We start from the raw sequence: 16,498 nt of genomic DNA on the forward strand, positions 1-16,498 counted from the left end.
CCGAACCCGCCCCGAGCCGAAGGGCCGCGCCGGTGCCGAAAGGGAGAAGCGACGGAGCGACGAAGGAGCGACGGAGCGCCGACCGTCGGCGCCGGATCAAGCGGCCCGGAGGCGAGCGGGCGAAGATGCGTGCGGGCCCGGTGACCGGTCATCCGGTCTCCGGGCCCGCGGCTCATCGGGGTACCGCTACTTCTGCTTGCGCAGTTCCCGGACCGCCGTCTCCAGCCGGCGGCCGTAGTCGGCGTCGGCCTGGCGGAAGTTCTCGATCGCCCGCTCGACGATGTCCTCGCGGTCCGCGGAGACCTTGGCGATGAAGCCGGCCAGGTTGGCGATCAGCCGCTGCTTCTCGTCCTCGCCCATCAGCCGGTACAGGTTGCCCGCCTGCACGAAGTCGTCGTCCTCGGCGTGCGAGGGCGCCTCGTGGGTGCCAGTGGCGCCGGTGACCGCGGTGGCGGCCCAGAGCGGGCGGCCGGTCTGCACCGGGCCGCCGAAGCTGTTGGGCTCGTAGTTCTTGCGGCGGCCGTGGCGGCCGTCGTAGAGGTGGCCGTCCCGGCTGTTGGTGCGCGCCTCGGTGGCGTGCGGGCGGTTCACCGGCAGGTGGTCGGCGTTGATGCCGACGCGGTAGCGGTGGGCGTCCGCGTAGGCGAACAGGCGGCCCTGGAGCATCTTGTCCGGGGACGGGCCGATGCCGGGCACGAAGTGCGACGGCGAGAAGATCGACTGCTCGACCTCGGCGAAGACGTTGTCGGGGTTGCGGTTGAGCTCCAGCTTGCCGAACTCGACCAGCGGGTAGTCGGCGTGCGGCCAGACCTTGGTCAGGTCGAAGGGGTTGAAGCGGTACTGGGCCGCGTCGGCGGCCGGCATGATCTGGACGCTGACCGTCCAGCTCGGGAACTCGCCGCGCTCGATGGACTCACGCAGGTCGCGCTGGTGGCTGTCCGGGTCCTCGCCCGCCAGGAGGGCCGCCTCCTGCGCCGTCAGGTTCTTGATGCCCTGGTCGGTCTTGAAGTGGTACTTGACCCAGAAGTACTCGCCGGCCTCGTTCTGCCACTGGTAGGTGTGCGAGCCGAAGCCGTCGAGGTGGCGGTAGCTGGCCGGGATGCCGCGGTCGCCGAAGAGCCAGGTCACCTGGTGGGTCGACTCGGGCGACAGGCCCCAGAAGTCCCAGACGTTGTCCGCCTCCTGGGAGCCGGTGTACGGGTCCCGCTTCTGGGTGTGGATGAAGTCCGGGAACTTGGTGGCGTCCTTGATGAAGAACACCGGGGTGTTGTTGCCGACGAGGTCGTAGTTGCCGTCCTCGGTGTAGAACTTCAGCGCGAAACCGCGCGGGTCGCGGACGGCGTCGGCGGAGCCGAGGTTGCCGGCCACGGTGGAGAACCGCAGGAAGGTCTCGGTCTGCTTGCCCACCTCGGCGAGGAAGCTGGCCCGGGTGTAGGCGGTGACGTCGGCCGTCACCGTGAAGGTGCCGTACGCCGCCGCGCCGCGGGCGTGCACCACGCGCTCCGGGATCCGCTCACGGTTGAAGTGCGCCAGCTTCTCGAACAGTTGCTGGTCCTGGATCAGCGCCGGGCCGCCGATGCCGGCGGTCTCGGTGTTCTGGTTGTCGGCGACGGGGGCACCCGCCTCCGTGGTGAGGATGGGGCGCAGTTCGTCCTGGGTGGTCATAAGGGGGTGCCTCCGCGTGATCCGGTCGTGACAACAGCTCGATCCTAACTTGGACTTTGTCTAAGTCAACACTGGAACCAAAGTCAGAGCTTCACTTATCCTGTACGCATGAGTGATCTGCTGGAACGACTTCGCGGACGTGGGTGGCGGCTGACCTCGCAGCGCCGGGTCGTGGCCGAGGTCCTCGACGGGGAGCACGTCCACCTCACGGCGGACGAGGTGCACGCCCGGGCCGTGGAACGCCTGCCCGAGATCAGCCGCGCGACGGTCTACAACACGCTCGGCGAGCTGGTCTGCCTCGGCGAGGTGCTGGAGGTCGCCACCGACGGCCGGGCCAAGCGGTACGACCCCAACGCGCACCGGCCCCACCAGCACCTGGTCTGCTCGGATTGCGGCGCCATCCGCGACGTCCATCCCCAGGGCGACCCCCTGGCCGGCCTGCCCCACAGCGAGCGGTTCGGCTTCACCGTCTCCGGTGCCGAGATCACCTACCGGGGCCTCTGCCCCGGCTGTACCACCGGCCCCTGAGCGAGCGCTACGCGCTCAACTCCGCGTGCAGCGCGCCCAGCAGACGACCGGCCCGCTCCGCGACCTCGGCCGGGCCGTGGTCGGCGGCCCGCCGGCACCAGTTCTCCGCCTGCACCGGCTCCCCGCGGCGCAGCGCCAGCAGGGCGAGGCGCAGCGCCGCCCGGCCGTGCCCGGCGTCGGCGGCCCGGGTGTACCAGAGCATCGCCTCGGCCTCGCAGTCCTGCCGGGCCAGCAGCAGGCCCAGGTTGAAGGCCGCGCTGCGGCTGCCCGCCCCGGCCGCCCGCCGGTACCAGCTCTCCGCGATCTCCAGCGCCCCGCGCTCGGCGGCCCGCACGCCCATCCGCACCTGCGCCCGCCGGTGGCCGGCGTCGGCCGCGACGGCGTACCAGTGCTCGGCCTCGGCGTCCGCGTCGCCGCGCCGGTCGAGCACCGAGGCCAGCCGGAACGCGCCCTCGGCCGACCCGCCGGCCGCCGCCTGCCGGTAGCGCTCCAGCGCGCCGGCCAGGTTGCCGCGCTGCTCCTGGACCACCGCCAGTTGGAGGGCCGCCTCGCCGTGGCCCTCGGCGGCGGCGCGCGCGTACCACTCCTGCGCCTGCCGGTGGTCCCCGCGCCCGGCGTGCAGGACGCCCAGGTTGAAGGCGCCGTCCACGCTGCCGGCCTCGGCGGCCTTGGAGAACCACGGCTCGGCGCCCGACTCGTCGCCGCGCTGGAGCAGCACCACGGCCAGCGCGTTGCACGCCTCCCGGTGCCCGGCGTACGCGGCGCGGCGGTACCACTGTTCGGCCTGCTGGTCGCGGCCCGCCCCGGCGCAGAGCAGCCCGAGGTTGAAGGCGCCGTTCTGATCGCCGGCGTCCAGCGCGCTGCGGTACCAGCGCTCGGCCTCGGCCGCCTCGCCGCGCGAGGCGTGCAGCGCGCCCAGGGCGTTGGCGGCGTTGCCGTCCCCGGCCTCGGCGGCCTCCTGCCACCACTCGGCGGCGGCGGTGAGGTCCCCGGAGTCGCGCAGCAGGAAGCCCAGCGCGCAGGCCGCCCGCGGCTCGCCGTTCTGCGCCGACTGCCGGTACCAGCGCGCGGCCTCGTCCAGCAGTGCGTGGTCGACGCGGGAGCGCTCCTCCAGGAGCACGCCGAGCCGCAGTGCGGCGCGGGCGTGGCTGCGGGCGGCGGCGGTGCGGTACCAGGTCTCGGCGGTCTCCTTGTCCCCCGCGGCCTCGCGCATCCGGGCCAGCCGGTAGGCGGCCTCGCGGTGCCCGGCGTCGGCGGAGACCTTGAACCAGCGCTCGGCACGGACGTCCCGCCGGTGCTCCATCAAGTCGCCCAGCGCGTAGGCGCCGAGCGGGTGGCCGTGGTCGGCGGCGAAGTGCAGCCAGTACTCGGCGGCCTCCTCCTCGCCCTGGTCCCGCAGTTGGAGCCCGAGCGCGTGCGCGGCGGGCGCGCTGCCGGCCACGGCGGCCTGGCGCCACCACTGGGCGGCCTCCGAGCGGTGGCCCTGCTGGTGGAGCAGCACGCCGAGGTTGTTGGCAGCCGCGCGCAGCCCGGCGGCGGCCGCGGCGCGCAGGTACGGCTCGGCGTCCTCCAGGTCCCCGCGGCGCAGCAGCAGGGTGCCGAGCCGGCTGGCGGCGTCCGGGTCCCCGTCGTCGGCGGCCTGGCGGTGCCGGGCCTCCAGGGCGGCCTGCTCGCGGGCGGCCAGCGCACTCTCGAAACTGGCGGAGTCGAAACCGGCGGAGTCGAGCCCGGCCCGGTCGCGCCCCTCCTCGCCCTCCTCGTCCTCCGTGGTGGCGCTGTACGGACCGATGGCGGCGGTGAACTGGCGGGCGGAGACGTGCACCAGGCTGTCGGGGCCGTAGCCGCCGGACCGACGCTCGGTCAGCCCGCCGGTGCGCTGGGCGGGCAGGGCGCCGGGGTGCTCCTCGGAACTCTCGGCCCAGCCCTCGGTGTCCGCCTCGGTGGTCGCTGCGGACTTGGCTCCTGGCCCGTTCTTGCCGATCAGCCTCATGCCGACTCCCGCTCCCCCAGAGTGTCGCGGCATCCTCCCCCGGCCCGCGGCCGGACGGACCCGCTCCCGGCCTCCGGCCGCAGGGGTCCCCACGGGGCGCGCCGGCACCGACGGCTGGTCAGCAGCCGTGCGGTGTCCCCCGTGTGTCCCATCGTCGCATCACCCGCAACCCGCGTACACCTGCCCCGGCCGAATTCGGCGGCGCGGAACCGAAGCCGACGAAATTGCTTCGGCGCTTTGTCGATTTCCCGACACTCGGGCCCCACAAACCCCGATTCCGGCGTCGGTGGCGACGGTCGATAGTACCGGAGGGGCCCGCGCAGCCCTCGGAGGAAAACGCGAGAGGCCCGGAGGATGATCCTCCGGGCCTCTGTGCTACTGAGTAGCGGGGACAGGATTTGAACCTGCGACCTCTGGGTTATGAGCCCAGCGAGCTACCGAGCTGCTCCACCCCGCGTCGGTAGACAAACCATAGCACGGGCGCGGGGTGGGACTGAAATCGGTTACCGCAGCTCAGGGGCCGGTGCTCGGCGCCGGGGTGGCACCCGGTGAGCCCGACGGGGTCGGGGCCGCCGAGGGAGCGGCCGTCGGCGCGAGTCCGGCCTTCTGCAGGGCCCCGGCCAAGGCCTTGGCCGCCTCGCTCTGCGCCTTCTGCGCCTGCCCGACGGCCACCCAGTCGCCGGCCTTGGCGGCGGCGTCGAGGTCGCTCTGCGCCTTCAGCACGTCCGTCATCGCCTTCTGCAGCTCGGGCGTGACCGTGCCCCCCGGCGTCGGCGTACCCGGGGTGGGCGTCGGCGTGGTCGGGCTGGTCGGCGTCCCCGGGGCGGTGGGCGCGGTCGGCGTGGTCGCCGGGGCGGCGCCCGCGAAGACCTTCTTCAGCGCCTCCTCCAGGGTGTTCTCGAAGGCCACGTTGTCGTTGCCGTAGACCGCGAGCACCTTCTGCAGCGTCGGGTACTTGGCACCGCGTCCGCGCACGTACACCGGCTCGACGTTGAGCAGGCCGCCGCCGACCGGCAGGGTCAGCAGGTTGCCGTACTCCAGCTCGGAGTCACCGCCGCTCTTCAGCAGGGTGATCTGCTGGGCCACTTCCTGGCGCGAGTTGAACTGCGACTGCACCAGGTTGGGGCCGAGCGTCTTGCTGTCCCCCGGCACCTTGAGCAGCCGGATCTTCCCGTAGTCCGGCCCGGGGTCGGCGCTGACCGCCATGAAGGCCGCCAGGTTCTCCCGACCGCTCGGCACGAAGGTGCTGGTGAGCGAGAAGCTGGCGGCGGTGACCGCCGGGTCCGGCATCCGCACCGTCAGGTAGTAGGGCGGCTGGGGCTGCTTGGTGTCGCTGGTCGGGTCCACCGGGATCTGCCAGATGTCGCTGCCGTTGAAGAACGAGTTGGCGTCCGTCACGTGGTACTGGCCGAGCAGGTCGCGCTGCACCTTGAACATGTCCTGCGGGTACCGCAGGTGCGGCATCAGCGTGCCCGGGATGTCGGCCTTGGCCTTGACGGTGTCCGGGAACGCCTTCATCCAGGTCTTCAGCACCGGGTCGTTCTCGTCCCACTGGTAGAGCGTCACCTCGCCGGTGTACGCGTCCACGGTGGCCTTGACCGAGTTGCGGATGTAGTTGACCTGGTTGGCGGCGGTCAGCAGCTCACCGCGCTGGTTGGTCAGCGAGTCCTTGGTGGCCGTGCCCAGCGTCGTCTTGGAGGAGAACGGGTAGCCGTCGGAGGTGGTGTAGCCGTCCAGCACCCAGACCACCCGACCGGGCTTGCCGTCGGGGCCGGGCTGCACGACCGGGTACGGGTCGGCGTCGATCGACAGCCAGGGGGCGACCTTCTCCACCCGCTCCTTGGGCGTCCGGTCGTAGATGACCTTGGCGCCGTCGGTGATCGCCCCCGCGTAGAGGATCTGCGGCTCGGCGAACTTCACCGCGTACGCGGCCCGGGTGATCGGGTTGTCCAGCGAGACGCCGCTGCCACCGGTGTACTGGTACTGCTTGTTCTCACCCGAGTCGGTGGTGTAGTCGATCTCCTGGTTGGCGCCGCCGACGATCGAGTACGTGCCGGTCTTCTCGCCGTAGTAGACGCGCTGCTGGTAGTCGCCCAGCGAACCGGTGGCCGGCAGGCCGGACTCGGTGAAGACCGGCTGTCCCTTGTCGTTGACCTGGTTGCCCTTGGCCACCACGGCGCCGTAGCCGTGGGTGTACTTGAAGTGGTCGTTGATCCAGTTGCGCTGCACCCCGTTGAGGTCCAGCTCACGCAGGCCGATCACGGTGTCCTGGGCGCCCTCGCCCTTGCCGTAGCGGTCCACGTCCAGCGTGGCCGGGAAGGCGTAGTACGAGCGCTGCTGCTCGATCGACTGGAAGGTCGGCGAGACGACGTTCGGGTCCAGCAGGCGGATGTCCGCGATGGTCTGCGCGTCCGGCTTGAGCGCCTCCGCGGTGGTCGAACCCTGCGGGGTGTACTGGGTGGTCTGGCTGTCCGCGATCCCGTACGCCTGCCGGGTCGCGTCGATGTTCTTCTGGATGTACGGCGTCTCCTTGGCCTGCTCGTTCGGCTTGACCTGGAACTGCTGCACGATCGCCGGGTACACCCCGCCGATCAGCACCGCCGACAGCACCATCAGCCCGAGGCCGATCAGGGCCGGCGCCCAGGTGCGGCGGATCGGGGTCAGGAAGAACAGCACCGCGCAGATGATCGCGACGAAGAACAGGATGGTCTTGGCCGGCAGGAACGCGTTGGCGTCCACGTAGCGCAGGCCGGTCCAGCCGGTGACGCTCTTGTACGAACCGGTCTTCACCGCCAGCGCGTACCGGTCCAGCCAGTACGCCACCGCCTTCAACAGCACGAACACGCCGAGCAGCACCGCGAGGTGGCCCTGCGCGCCGGCGCTGGCCCGGCGGCCCGGGCCCTGCAGCCGCAGGCCCCCGTACAGGTAGTGCACCAGCGCCGAGGCCAGCAGCGAGACGATCACCGCGCTGAACGCGAAGCCGAGCACGAACTCGTAGAACGGCAGCTCGAAGGCGTAGAACGAGACGTCCATGCCGAACTGCTGGTCCTTGACGCCGAACGACGTCCCGTTGGTCCACAGCAGCCACGTCCGCCACTGGCCCGAGGCCGCGGCCCCGGCCACCAGGCCGATCACCAGCGAGATCCCGATCAGCGCCCAGCGCTTGAACGGCGCCAGGCCGGCCCGGTAGCGGTCCAGGCTCTGCTGCTCCACCGACATCGCCGACAGCGGTGGCCGGAGCCGGTGCGCCAGCCAGACGTTCGCGCCCACGACCAGCGCCATCAGCAGGCCGAAGACGGCGAACAGGCCGACCTTCGTCCAGAGCTGGGTGGTGAACACCGAGGAGTAGTGGACCGACTTGAACCAGAGCCAGTCCGTCCAGAATCCGGCGAACATGACGAACAGCAGGAAGAGCACCGCGAGTACGCCCAGGGTCAGCAGGGCCACCCGCGCCCGCCGGGAGGGCGGGCCTACCCTGCGCCGGAATCCCGGCCCTGAGCGTTCCGGCATCTGGAATACCACGGGGCACCTCAGCTGTGTCGTCTGGAATCGATCGGTCGTCAGTGCAACTTAACCAGGCTTTAGCCGAGTTCCCGCCGTTAGCAGACGGTTACTCCGGCGTTCCCAGGCCGCCGCCGGCCGGCCGTCCGCTCACCGGACGCCACCGGTCGGACACCGGCCGGGGCGAACCCGTCCCGGCCGCCCGTGCCGGACCGCGGGTGGCACCGCCCGGACCGCCCGCCGTGTGAGGATTGAGGCATGTCCGATGTCTCCCCTTCCCCCGACGACGTCTCCAAGCTCCCGGCCGCGACCCCGCTGACCCGGGCCGCGCTGGAGATCGACGAGTACGCCGCCACCCTCGGCTGGGACCTCCCGGCCCGGCTGTTCGCCCTGGTGGACAGCGCGAAGCTGCGCAAGGCCGATCCCCGGATCGCCGAGCAGCTCGGCCTCTCCGACAGTCCGGAGGCCGGCCTCACCCCGGTCGAGCAGGACGAACTGCCCGCCGGGATGGAGCTGGACAAGTTCCTCGCCACCATCGCCTGGCCCGACGCGGTGGCCGGCTGCGCCCTGGTGGTCGAGCGGCTGATGCTGCCGCCGGGCGCCGAGCAGTCCCGCCCGCGCAACGCCTCCGACGCCCAGCTCGCGGACTGGGTGGCCAACCACCCCAAGCGCGAGGAGGTGCGGATCACCGCCGCCGTGCTGCGCGACGGCAAGAAGGAGATCGCCCTGCGGCTGCGTTCCAAGGACGTCGCGCGCGAGGTGCTGACCGGTCCCGACCTCGTCCCGGGCTTGACCGAGGCGCTGCTCGCCACCTTCGCCTAGCCGTCCGCGTCGCAGGCTCCGGGCGGTCCCGTCCGGAGCCGGCGGCGCGACCCCGCCACCGGCCGGTCGCCGGCTAGTTCGCGCAGGACGGCAGCGCGGCGGTCTGCCCGCTGCGGACCTGCTCCAGCGACTTCAGCGCGCCGTCCAGCGTCTCGGCCTTGATCAGGGTCAGCCCGGACGGGGTGTTCTTGCCGGCCTCCGCACAGTTGGCGGCCGGGGTGAAGAAGTACTCGGCGCCCGCGTCCCGGGCCGCGATCAGCTTCATCGATATCCCGCCGATCGGGCCGACCGAGCCGCTGTCGTCGATGGTGCCGGTGCCCGCGACGAACCTGCCGCCGGTGAGGTCCTCGGGTGTCAGCTTGTCGATGATGCCCAGCGAGAACATCAGGCCCGCACTCGGACCGCCGACGTCCTGGAGGCCGATGTCGATCTGGAACGGGTAGGTGTGCCGGATCCCGGGCCGGATGCCGACCATCGCGGCGCCGGTGTCCGGGGACTTCACGGTCGGGACGGCGATGTCGGTGCGGGCCGCCGCCGGATCGGCCTTGCCGGCGTCCTTGACCATCGGCACCACGGTGAAGACGGCCGTCTCGCCGGGCTGGTGCCTGGTGACGGCCTTGGCCACCGCGTCCGCGTCCGCGACCGGGGTGCCGTCGACCGCGACGATCCGGTCGCCGGCGTGCAGCTTGCCCTCCGCCGGAGCGCCGGCCGTGACCGACTGGACGATCAGCTCGTTACCGACCGGGATGCCGAGCTGGGTCAGCGCCGCCGTCCGCGCGTGGTCCTCGGAGAGCGCGAACTCCTCGGCGTTCTGCCGCTTGGCGTCGGCGTCCGTCTGGCCCTTCGGGTAGACGTTGTCGTGCGGGACCACCAGCACGTCGTCACGGAGCCACCCGACCACCGCGTTGACCAGGCTCGGCTCGTACTTGGCGCCGGTGACCTGGACGGTGGTCATGTTGAGGTGCCCGCTCACCGGGTACGACTCGTGGCCGGTGACGGTGATCACCGGCGTGCCCGTCTTCTCCTGCACCCCGAGCGTGTTGTACGTCGGCCCCGGGCTCATCTCGGTGTACGGCACCTTCATCAGCACCGACGCGCAGAGCAGCGCTATGAGCAGCAGGGTGGCGGCGAGCATCGTCGCAGAGCGGCGTGGCATGCCTCGACAGTACGGGACGCGGCTGACGGTACGCCCGTCGGGCTACCGGCCGGGATCCTCACCCGGGGCGGCGGCGGCGGTGGTGCGTTCCATCGCGGCCATGAAGCGCCGGTGCTCGGCGAGGGAGGCGGGGTCGCCGGTGGCTCTCGGGGCCCGCTGGGCCCAGCCCGCCCACACGGCGGCGAACAGTGCGGCGACAACCGGAATGATCAACCAGGCGAGCGCAGCCATGTCAGTACTCCCAGCTCGTCGTGTCTATGAGCAGATTAACCACCCCGGCGGACAACGCGGGTGGCGCCGTCCGGGTTACGGCACGGCCGATCGGCTCACTGCCAGGGAGTATTCGGCGCAGCGGTCCGGACCCGTTCGAGTGAGGGCCCGGCGCGCCTGCGCGTCGACGGTGTCCCGGTGGGTCAGCAGCCGCCGGCGCCGACCCACTCCTCCTCGCCGTCGGAGAACACCTGGTGCTTCCAGATCGGCACCTCGTGCTTGAGGTCGTCGATCAGCCGGCGGGCGGCGGCGAACGCCTCGCCCCGGTGGGCGCAGGAGACGGCGACGATCACGGCCTTGTCGGTGATCTCCAGCCGGCCGACCCGGTGCACCGCGGCGAGCGCCCGGACCGGGAACTCCGCGACGATCTTCTCGGCGATCCGGCGCATCTCCTGCTCGGCCGAGGGGTGGCAGCTGTACTCCAGCGCGGCGACCGACTTGCCGCCGTCATGGTCCCGGACCGTCCCGACGAAGACGGTCGTACCACCGGCGGCGTCGTCGCCGACCGCCTCGTACACCTCGTCGAGCGAGAGCGGGGTGTCGCGGACGGCGAGCAGGCGGATGGGGTCGAGGTTCTCGGACATGACCCCATGATTCCCCATCCCGGGCGTCTTCCGGCAAGAGGGTTCCGTATCACGATTGGAGAATTTCGCATCGTGAGAAATGGGACCGGCGGCAAACCGTCCGGAGCGGGCCCTGCCGGCCCGGCGGACGCCGCGGGGCGCCCGCGGACGCCGTGGGCGGGCCCTGCCGTCCACGGCCGTCGAAGGGTCAGAAGCGGCGCCGCTTGCGCGCGCGCCGGACCAGCGCGGCCGTACCGACCAGCGCCACCGTCGCCCCGGCCGCGCCCAGACTGGTGGCGGCCTCCTTGCCGCCGAGGCGCCGCCCGGCGACCGCGTGCTTCCCGGAGACCTGCGCCAGCAGCTCGGCCAGCACCTGCTCGTTGGTGTGCGTCGGACGCCAGCCCGCCTCGTGCAGCCGGCTGCCGGAGACCACCCACGGGTACATGGTGTACGCGAGGTCCCCGGCCGGAGCCGGGGTCAGCCCGAGCCGGTGCAGCCGGGCGGCGGTGCCCAGCGCCAGCGAGGCCGGCAGCTCCATCCGCCGGATGCCCGACAGCCGCTCCACGTCCTCCTGCTCCAGCCAGCCGTCACAGCCGACCGTGACCTCGCCCTCGACCAGCCCGAGCGCCGCGTACTCCAGCGCCGCCGCCAGGTCGTCCACGTGACAGAACTGCCAGCACGGCCGGGACCCGGTCACCACCAGCAGCCGGGGCGCCTCGAAGTGCCGGGTCAGCACGGTGTCGACGCCCGGCCCGACCACCACGGCCGGACGCAGCACGGTCACCTGCAGTCCGGGGTGGGCCCGCGGGGCCCGCCGGGCCAGCCGCTCGATCTCCAGCAGGTCCCCGACCAGCGAGGCCTCCTCGGTGGCCCGCAGCTCGGAGTCCTCGGCCAGCGGCACCTCGTTGTCGGCGAGCGCGCCGTAGACCATCGCGGAGGTGCAGAGCACCACCCGGTGCACCCCGGCCGCCGCCGCGGCGGTCAGCACGGTCTGCGCGCCGCGCACGTTGTAGGCGCTGCGGGCCCGCGGGTCGGACTCCATCCCGAGGTCCATCGCCAGGTGGACGACCACGTCCACACCGGCGAGCCGCTCGGCCACCGCCGGGTCGCGGACGTCCAGGACGCGCCACTGCACGCCCGGCACCTCACCCCGCCGGTCGTCCACGGCGAGGACCTTCTTCACCCCCGGCGAGGCGACGAGGCGGGCGGCGACACGCTCGCCGAGTACACCGGCGGCGCCGGTGACGGCCACGGTCAGTGGCCTTCCGCCGTAGGCTGGAGGCGGCGACGCCGTGATGTCCGGGGCGTCCTCTCCTCCGGTCAGCCCAGAGCGAACGTCCGAAGGCGGGGAACTCACCGGCCATCCTCCACGGTTAGCTTATGTGCGTACGTACGTGTGTCACGTACGTCCATCCTGCCCGAGGCGAAGGCCCGGCGGTGCACCCGGCGCGGGCCAGCCGCTCGGGAGCCGCCCACCGGCCGCGAGTTTCCCCACTCCGCCGACCGCCCCGGGCGGGCCGAAATTCCGCCACCACCCGCATGACGGCCGACCGGATCGAGGACCCCGTGAGCGACCTTCCCTTCGGATTCGGCGTTCCGCCAGAGGAGCCCGAGGACGGCAAGGCCAAGCCCGAGGACGGCAAGGGCCGACCCGGCGACGAGCAGAAGAAGAAGGACCAGGGCGGCGAGGAGGGCGGCCCCCAGCCGTTCGGCTTCGGCGGGAACCCGTTCGGCGCGCTCTTCGGCATGGGGATGCCCGGTGCTCCCGGCGCGCCCGGCACCCCTGCTGGACCCGGCGGCGACAACCCCTTCGCCGCGATGTTCGGCGGTCTCAACCCCAACGACCTCGGCGCCGCCTTCCAGCAGCTCGGCCAGATGCTGTCGTTCGAGGGCGGCCCGGTGAACTGGGACCTCGCCAAGGACATCGCCCGCCAGACCGTCGTCGCCGAGCCCGTCGAGGGCAAGTCCAAGGACCGGTCGGTCGGCGCCTCCGAGCGCTCCGCCGTTGCCCAGGCCGTCCGGCTCGCCGACCTCTGGCTGGACGGCGTCACCGAGTTCCCCTCCGGGGCCGGCACCGCCGTCGCCTGGAGCCGGGCCGAGTGGATCGAAGCCACCCTGCCGGTCTGGAAGGACCTCGTCGACCCGGTCGCCGAGCGGGTCGGCACCGCCATGGGCGGCGTCCTGCCCGAGGAGATGCAGGCCATGGCCGGCCCGCTGATGGGCATGATGCGCTCGATGGGCGGCGCCATGTTCGGCAGCCAGATCGGCCAGGCGCTCGGCGCGCTCGCCGCCGAGGTGGTCGGCTCCACCGACGTCGGCCTGCCGCTCGCCCCGGCCGGCAAGGCCGCGCTGCTGCCGCAGAACATCGCCGAGTTCGGCGACGGCCTGAACGTGCCCGCCGACGAGGTCAGGCTCTACCTCGCCCTGCGCGAAGCCGCCCACCAGCGCCTCTTCGCCCACGTGCCGTGGCTGCGCGCCCACCTGTTCGGCGCAGTCGAGGCCTATGCGCGCGGCATCAAGGTCGACACCTCCCGGATGGAGGAGCTCGTCGGCCAGCTCGACCCGAGCAACCCCGAGGCGCTCCAGGAGGCGCTGGCCGGCGGTCTGCTCCAGCCCGAGGACACCCCCGAACAGAAGGCCGCGCTCGCCCGTCTGGAGACGGCGCTGGCACTGGTCGAGGGCTGGGTCGACGCCGTCGTGCACGCCGCCGCCGAGCCGCACCTGCCGCAGGCCGGCGCCCTGCGCGAGACCGTCCGCCGCCGCCGCGCGGCTGGCGGCCCCGCCGAGCAGACCTTCGCCACCCTGGTCGGCCTGGAGCTGCGCCCGCGCCGGCTGCGCGACGCCGCCCGGCTCTGGGCGCTGCTCGCCGACGCCCGGGGCATCGAGGGCCGCGACGACCTCTGGCAGCACCCCGACATGCTCCCCACCGCCGCCGACCTGGACGACCCGGACGCCTTCGTGCACCGGGACACCGCCGGCGACCAGGAGGGCGGTCTGGACTTCGACGCGATCGACAAGCTGCTCGGCGAGGCCGCCGCGGGCGGACCGTCGGCGGCCCCGAAGCCCGCCCAGCCCTCCGAGCCCGACCTGGCGAAGAAGGACGAGGACGAGGACGGGAAGGGCGAGCCCACCGCATGACGCTCACCGAGACGGGCGCGTCCGCGCTGCACGCGGACGCCGTCCGCACCCTGAGCGGCTGGCGGCCCGCCGGCCCGGACCAGGAGCGGCTGCGCCGCGACTACCTGGACCACCTGGCCGAGCAGCCCGAGGGCCTCTTCCGCTCCTGCCTGCCCGCCCACATCACCGCCAGCGCGGCCGTCGTCGACCCGGCCGCCGGGCGGGTGCTGCTCACCCTGCACCCCAAGGTCGGCCTCTGGTTGCAGATGGGCGGCCACTGCGAGCCCGGCGACCGCGACCTGGCCGCCGCCGCGCTGCGCGAGGCCACCGAGGAGTCGGGCATCCCGGACCTCGTCCTGCTGGCCACCGACGGCGTGCCGGTGCCGGCCAAGCTCGACCGGCACCAGGTCCGCTGCACCGGCAAGGACCGGCCGGAGAACACCCACCTGGACGTCCAGTACATCGCGGTGGCCCCGCCGGGCGCCCAGGCCCTGATCAGCGAGGAGTCGCTGGATCTGCGCTGGTTCGACTTCGACGGGCTGCCGGAGCTGACCGACCACTCGGTGCGCGACCTGGTGGCGCGCGCCCGGGAACTGACCGGCTGAGGCGCGACGGCACGGAGGGGGCGCGGGCCGCAGTGGCCCGCGCCCCCTCCGTGCCGCGCGTCCGGCGTTCGGCGTTCGGCGTTCGGCGTTCGGCGTTCGGCGTTCGGCGTTCGGCGTTCGGCGTTCGGCGTTCGGCGTTCGGCGTTCGGCGTTCGGCCAGGATCCGCCCGCACCGGCGACCACCGCTCCGGTCAGCCGCAGGATCCCGTCGGGGCGGCCTCCGGCGGGCCCGCGTGCCGGGCGCCCGGGATGTGCGGCAGCCGGGCCGCCGAGACGACGCCCTCCAGGTAGCCGCGCGCCCGCTCCGTTCGCGGATACGCCTCCAGCAGCGCCCAGAACGAGGGGCCGTGGTCCGGCACCAGCAGGTGGGCGAGCTCGTGCAGCAGCACGTAGTCGACGACGTACTCCGGCATGCCCTGCAGCCGGTGCGAGAGCCGGATGGTCCGCTCGCTCGGTGTGCAGGAGCCCCAGCGTGAGTTCTGGTTGGTGACCCAGCGGACCTGGAGGGGCTGGGCGCGGTTGCCCAGGTAGGCGGCGGACAGCTCGCGCGCCCGGGCCGCCAGGGCGTCGTCGCCGAGCACCCGGCGGCTCTCCTGGGCGGCCAGCTTCTCCAGCATCTGCGCGACCCAGCGCTGCTCCTCGGCGTGCGACATCCGGGCCGGGATCAGCACGATCGTGCGGTCGCCCTCGCGGTACGCCGAGACGGTGCGGCTGCGCCGGGCACTGCGCCGGACCTCCACCCGGGAGCGGTCCAGCGGCGGCTCGGCGTGCGTGTCCGACGGAGGAGGGGGCGGCGGCGGCGCCGAGGTCGACTGTTGGTCGGGGCGCCCGCGCGTGCTGGGCGTCGCGATCTGGGACCCGGAGGCTGCACGGGCACGCCGACGCGACGCCGGGGGATGGGAGTCCCGTTCGGCTGCCATGGCACACGACGTTACCCGGTACCGCTGACAGAAGTCCGCTGCCATGGCCGAAATCTTTCGTGGAGTGATCGGGAACGAAAGGTCGCCGGAGAGTGTCCGGAATACGACTCCGGACCGGACGACAGGTTATCCACAGGGTGCGCGAACGGATCATTCGATCATGTGCCCGTGCCTGTGGACAACGCGGAGCACGCGGCCGCTCCGATCGGGCAGGCTGGCGTCGGCCGTCCGGAAACGATCGGAAGGGAAACCGCCGTGCGCCTCCTGTTGAAGCCCGCCCTCTCCCGCAGCTGGCGGGACTCCGAGACCCTGCAGTTCGGCACCGTCCGCCAGTACGCCGGAGTGCTCGAACGCGCGGACCGGGCCCGCTGCGACTTCCTCGGCCTGCTCGACGGGACGCGGGACCGACCCGCGCTGCTGGAGGCCGGCGAACGGGCCGGTCTCGGGCGCGAGCCGGCCGGCGCCCTGCTGGACGAACTGGAGCAGGCCGGGCTGCTCGACGACGCCGACGCGGCGGGCAGTGCGCTGGCCCGCTTCCCGCAGCCGCACCGGGAGCTGCTCGGCCCCGACCTCGCCTCGCTCTCGCTGGTGCACTCCGGCCCCGGCACCGCCCCCGCCGTCCTCGCCCGCCGCGCCGACCACCGGGTCGAGGTGCGCGGCGCCGGCCGGGTCGGGGCGGCGCTCGCCGCCGTGCTGGCGGCCGGCGGCACGGGGGCGGTCACGGTGACCGACACCGGCCGGGTCCGGCCCGGGGACTGCTCCCCCGCCGGCCTGCCGCCCGGCGACGTCGGGCGGCTGCGGTCCACCGCCGCCCGCGAGGCCCTCCAACGGGCCTCGGCCCGGCGCACCGCCCCGGACACCCGCCGCCGGCCGGAGCGGCACCCCGACCTGGTGGTGCTGGCGCCCCGGGACGGCAGCGGCGCCTTCGCCGGCGGTGCGGCCGAGGCCAGGGAGCTGCTCCGGGCCGGGGTGGCGCACCTCTACGTCGGGGTGGTGGAGGAGTTCGGCGTGGTCGGGCCGCTCGTCGTACCGGGTGTCTCGGCCTGCGGCCACTGCCTGGTTCTGGCCCGCGAGGACGAGGATCCGGCCTGGCCGCGGATCCTGGCCCAGCTCGCCGACGACGGCCCCGGCCGCGCCCGCACCCCCGCCTGCGACACCGGCCTGGCGACGGCGGTGGCGGGCCTCGCCGCCCTCCACGCCCAGGTCTACCTGGACGGCGGCCGCCCGCCGAGCCTCGACGGCTGGTGCGAGCTCTCCGCCGTCGACGGCATGCCGCGCCGGCTGCGGCTGAAGGGCCACCCCGACTGCGGCTGCCTCTGGCAACCACAGCCGCCGCCGGGCTGACCACCCGGTCGACGGGG

General features: G+C 73.3%; 13 protein-coding genes and 1 tRNA gene. 5 read left to right on the top strand and 9 right to left on the bottom strand.

Features of this window, described 5'->3' with window-relative positions; translation table 11 throughout:
- Positions 1-186: 186 nt before the first annotated feature.
- A complete protein-coding gene (locus AB0J08_RS15140; RefSeq protein ID WP_360632766.1) occupies positions 187-1,665 on the bottom strand; it encodes a catalase in 1,479 nt (492 codons plus the stop codon).
- A gap of 108 nt (positions 1,666-1,773) precedes the next feature.
- Here AB0J08_RS15140 and AB0J08_RS15145 point away from each other — a divergent pair, with 108 nt between their 5' ends.
- Entirely contained in the window at positions 1,774-2,193 is a 420-nt protein-coding gene (locus AB0J08_RS15145) for a Fur family transcriptional regulator (protein ID WP_360632769.1), read from the top strand.
- Positions 2,194-2,200: 7 nt separating this feature from the next.
- Here the strand turns inward: AB0J08_RS15145 and AB0J08_RS15150 are convergent, their stop codons facing one another.
- The 3 genes from AB0J08_RS15150 to AB0J08_RS15160 all read right to left on the bottom strand — a co-directional run bounded on the left by AB0J08_RS15150 (position 2,201) and on the right by AB0J08_RS15160 (position 7,693).
- Positions 2,201-4,183, bottom strand: a complete 1,983-nt coding sequence (locus AB0J08_RS15150) for a tetratricopeptide repeat protein (protein WP_360632771.1) — start codon at positions 4,181-4,183, stop codon at positions 2,201-2,203.
- 383 nt (positions 4,184-4,566) lie between these two features.
- Positions 4,567-4,640 (bottom strand) — tRNA-Met (locus AB0J08_RS15155).
- Between the two features lie 56 nt (positions 4,641-4,696).
- Positions 4,697-7,693 carry a UPF0182 family protein gene (locus tag AB0J08_RS15160; RefSeq protein WP_360632774.1) on the bottom strand — a complete coding sequence of 999 codons (2,997 nt, stop codon included), beginning with the start codon at positions 7,691-7,693 and terminating at the stop codon, positions 4,697-4,699.
- A 249-nt stretch (positions 7,694-7,942) separates the two neighbouring features.
- On the opposite strand from AB0J08_RS15160, the gene AB0J08_RS15165 reads away from it, so the two are divergent.
- Entirely contained in the window at positions 7,943-8,506 is a 564-nt protein-coding gene (locus AB0J08_RS15165; protein WP_360632777.1) for a PPA1309 family protein, read from the top strand.
- 73 nt (positions 8,507-8,579) lie between these two features.
- Here AB0J08_RS15165 and AB0J08_RS15170 read toward each other — a convergent pair whose 3' ends face one another.
- The 4 genes from AB0J08_RS15170 to AB0J08_RS15185 form a co-directional block, all read right to left on the bottom strand.
- Positions 8,580-9,662, bottom strand: a complete 1,083-nt coding sequence (locus AB0J08_RS15170) for a PDZ domain-containing protein (RefSeq protein WP_360632780.1) — start codon at positions 9,660-9,662, stop codon at positions 8,580-8,582.
- A 42-nt stretch (positions 9,663-9,704) separates the two neighbouring features.
- Complete coding sequence (locus AB0J08_RS15175) at positions 9,705-9,893, bottom strand: hypothetical protein (protein WP_360632783.1); 189 nt, start codon at positions 9,891-9,893, stop codon at positions 9,705-9,707.
- 182 nt (positions 9,894-10,075) lie between these two features.
- Positions 10,076-10,516, bottom strand: coding sequence for a molybdenum cofactor biosynthesis protein MoaE (locus tag AB0J08_RS15180; RefSeq protein ID WP_360632786.1), 441 nt, complete (start codon positions 10,514-10,516; stop codon positions 10,076-10,078).
- 187 nt (positions 10,517-10,703) lie between these two features.
- Positions 10,704-11,792 carry an NAD-dependent epimerase/dehydratase family protein gene (locus AB0J08_RS15185; protein ID WP_360633042.1) on the bottom strand — a complete coding sequence of 363 codons (1,089 nt, stop codon included), beginning with the start codon at positions 11,790-11,792 and terminating at the stop codon, positions 10,704-10,706.
- A gap of 269 nt (positions 11,793-12,061) precedes the next feature.
- Here AB0J08_RS15185 and AB0J08_RS15190 point away from each other — a divergent pair, with 269 nt between their 5' ends.
- Positions 12,062-13,633: a zinc-dependent metalloprotease gene (locus AB0J08_RS15190; protein WP_360632789.1), complete on the top strand. Its 1,572-nt coding sequence runs from the start codon at positions 12,062-12,064 to the stop codon at positions 13,631-13,633.
- Positions 13,630-14,217 (top strand): NUDIX hydrolase, encoded by a 588-nt coding sequence (locus tag AB0J08_RS15195; protein ID WP_360632792.1) that lies wholly within the window; start codon positions 13,630-13,632, stop codon positions 14,215-14,217. Before AB0J08_RS15190 ends, AB0J08_RS15195 begins: the two co-directional genes overlap by 4 nt.
- A gap of 191 nt (positions 14,218-14,408) precedes the next feature.
- Here AB0J08_RS15195 and AB0J08_RS15200 read toward each other — a convergent pair whose 3' ends face one another.
- Positions 14,409-15,137 (bottom strand): M48 family metallopeptidase, encoded by a 729-nt coding sequence (locus AB0J08_RS15200; RefSeq protein WP_360632795.1) that lies wholly within the window; start codon positions 15,135-15,137, stop codon positions 14,409-14,411.
- Positions 15,138-15,392: 255 nt separating this feature from the next.
- Here AB0J08_RS15200 and AB0J08_RS15205 point away from each other — a divergent pair, with 255 nt between their 5' ends.
- Positions 15,393-16,481 (top strand): ThiF family adenylyltransferase, encoded by a 1,089-nt coding sequence (locus AB0J08_RS15205; RefSeq protein ID WP_360632798.1) that lies wholly within the window; start codon positions 15,393-15,395, stop codon positions 16,479-16,481.
- Positions 16,482-16,498 lie beyond the last annotated feature (17 nt).

Source organism: Kitasatospora sp. NPDC050463, from assembly GCF_040655255.1.
In the GTDB taxonomy this organism is placed as follows: Bacteria; Actinomycetota; Actinomycetes; order Streptomycetales; family Streptomycetaceae; genus Kitasatospora.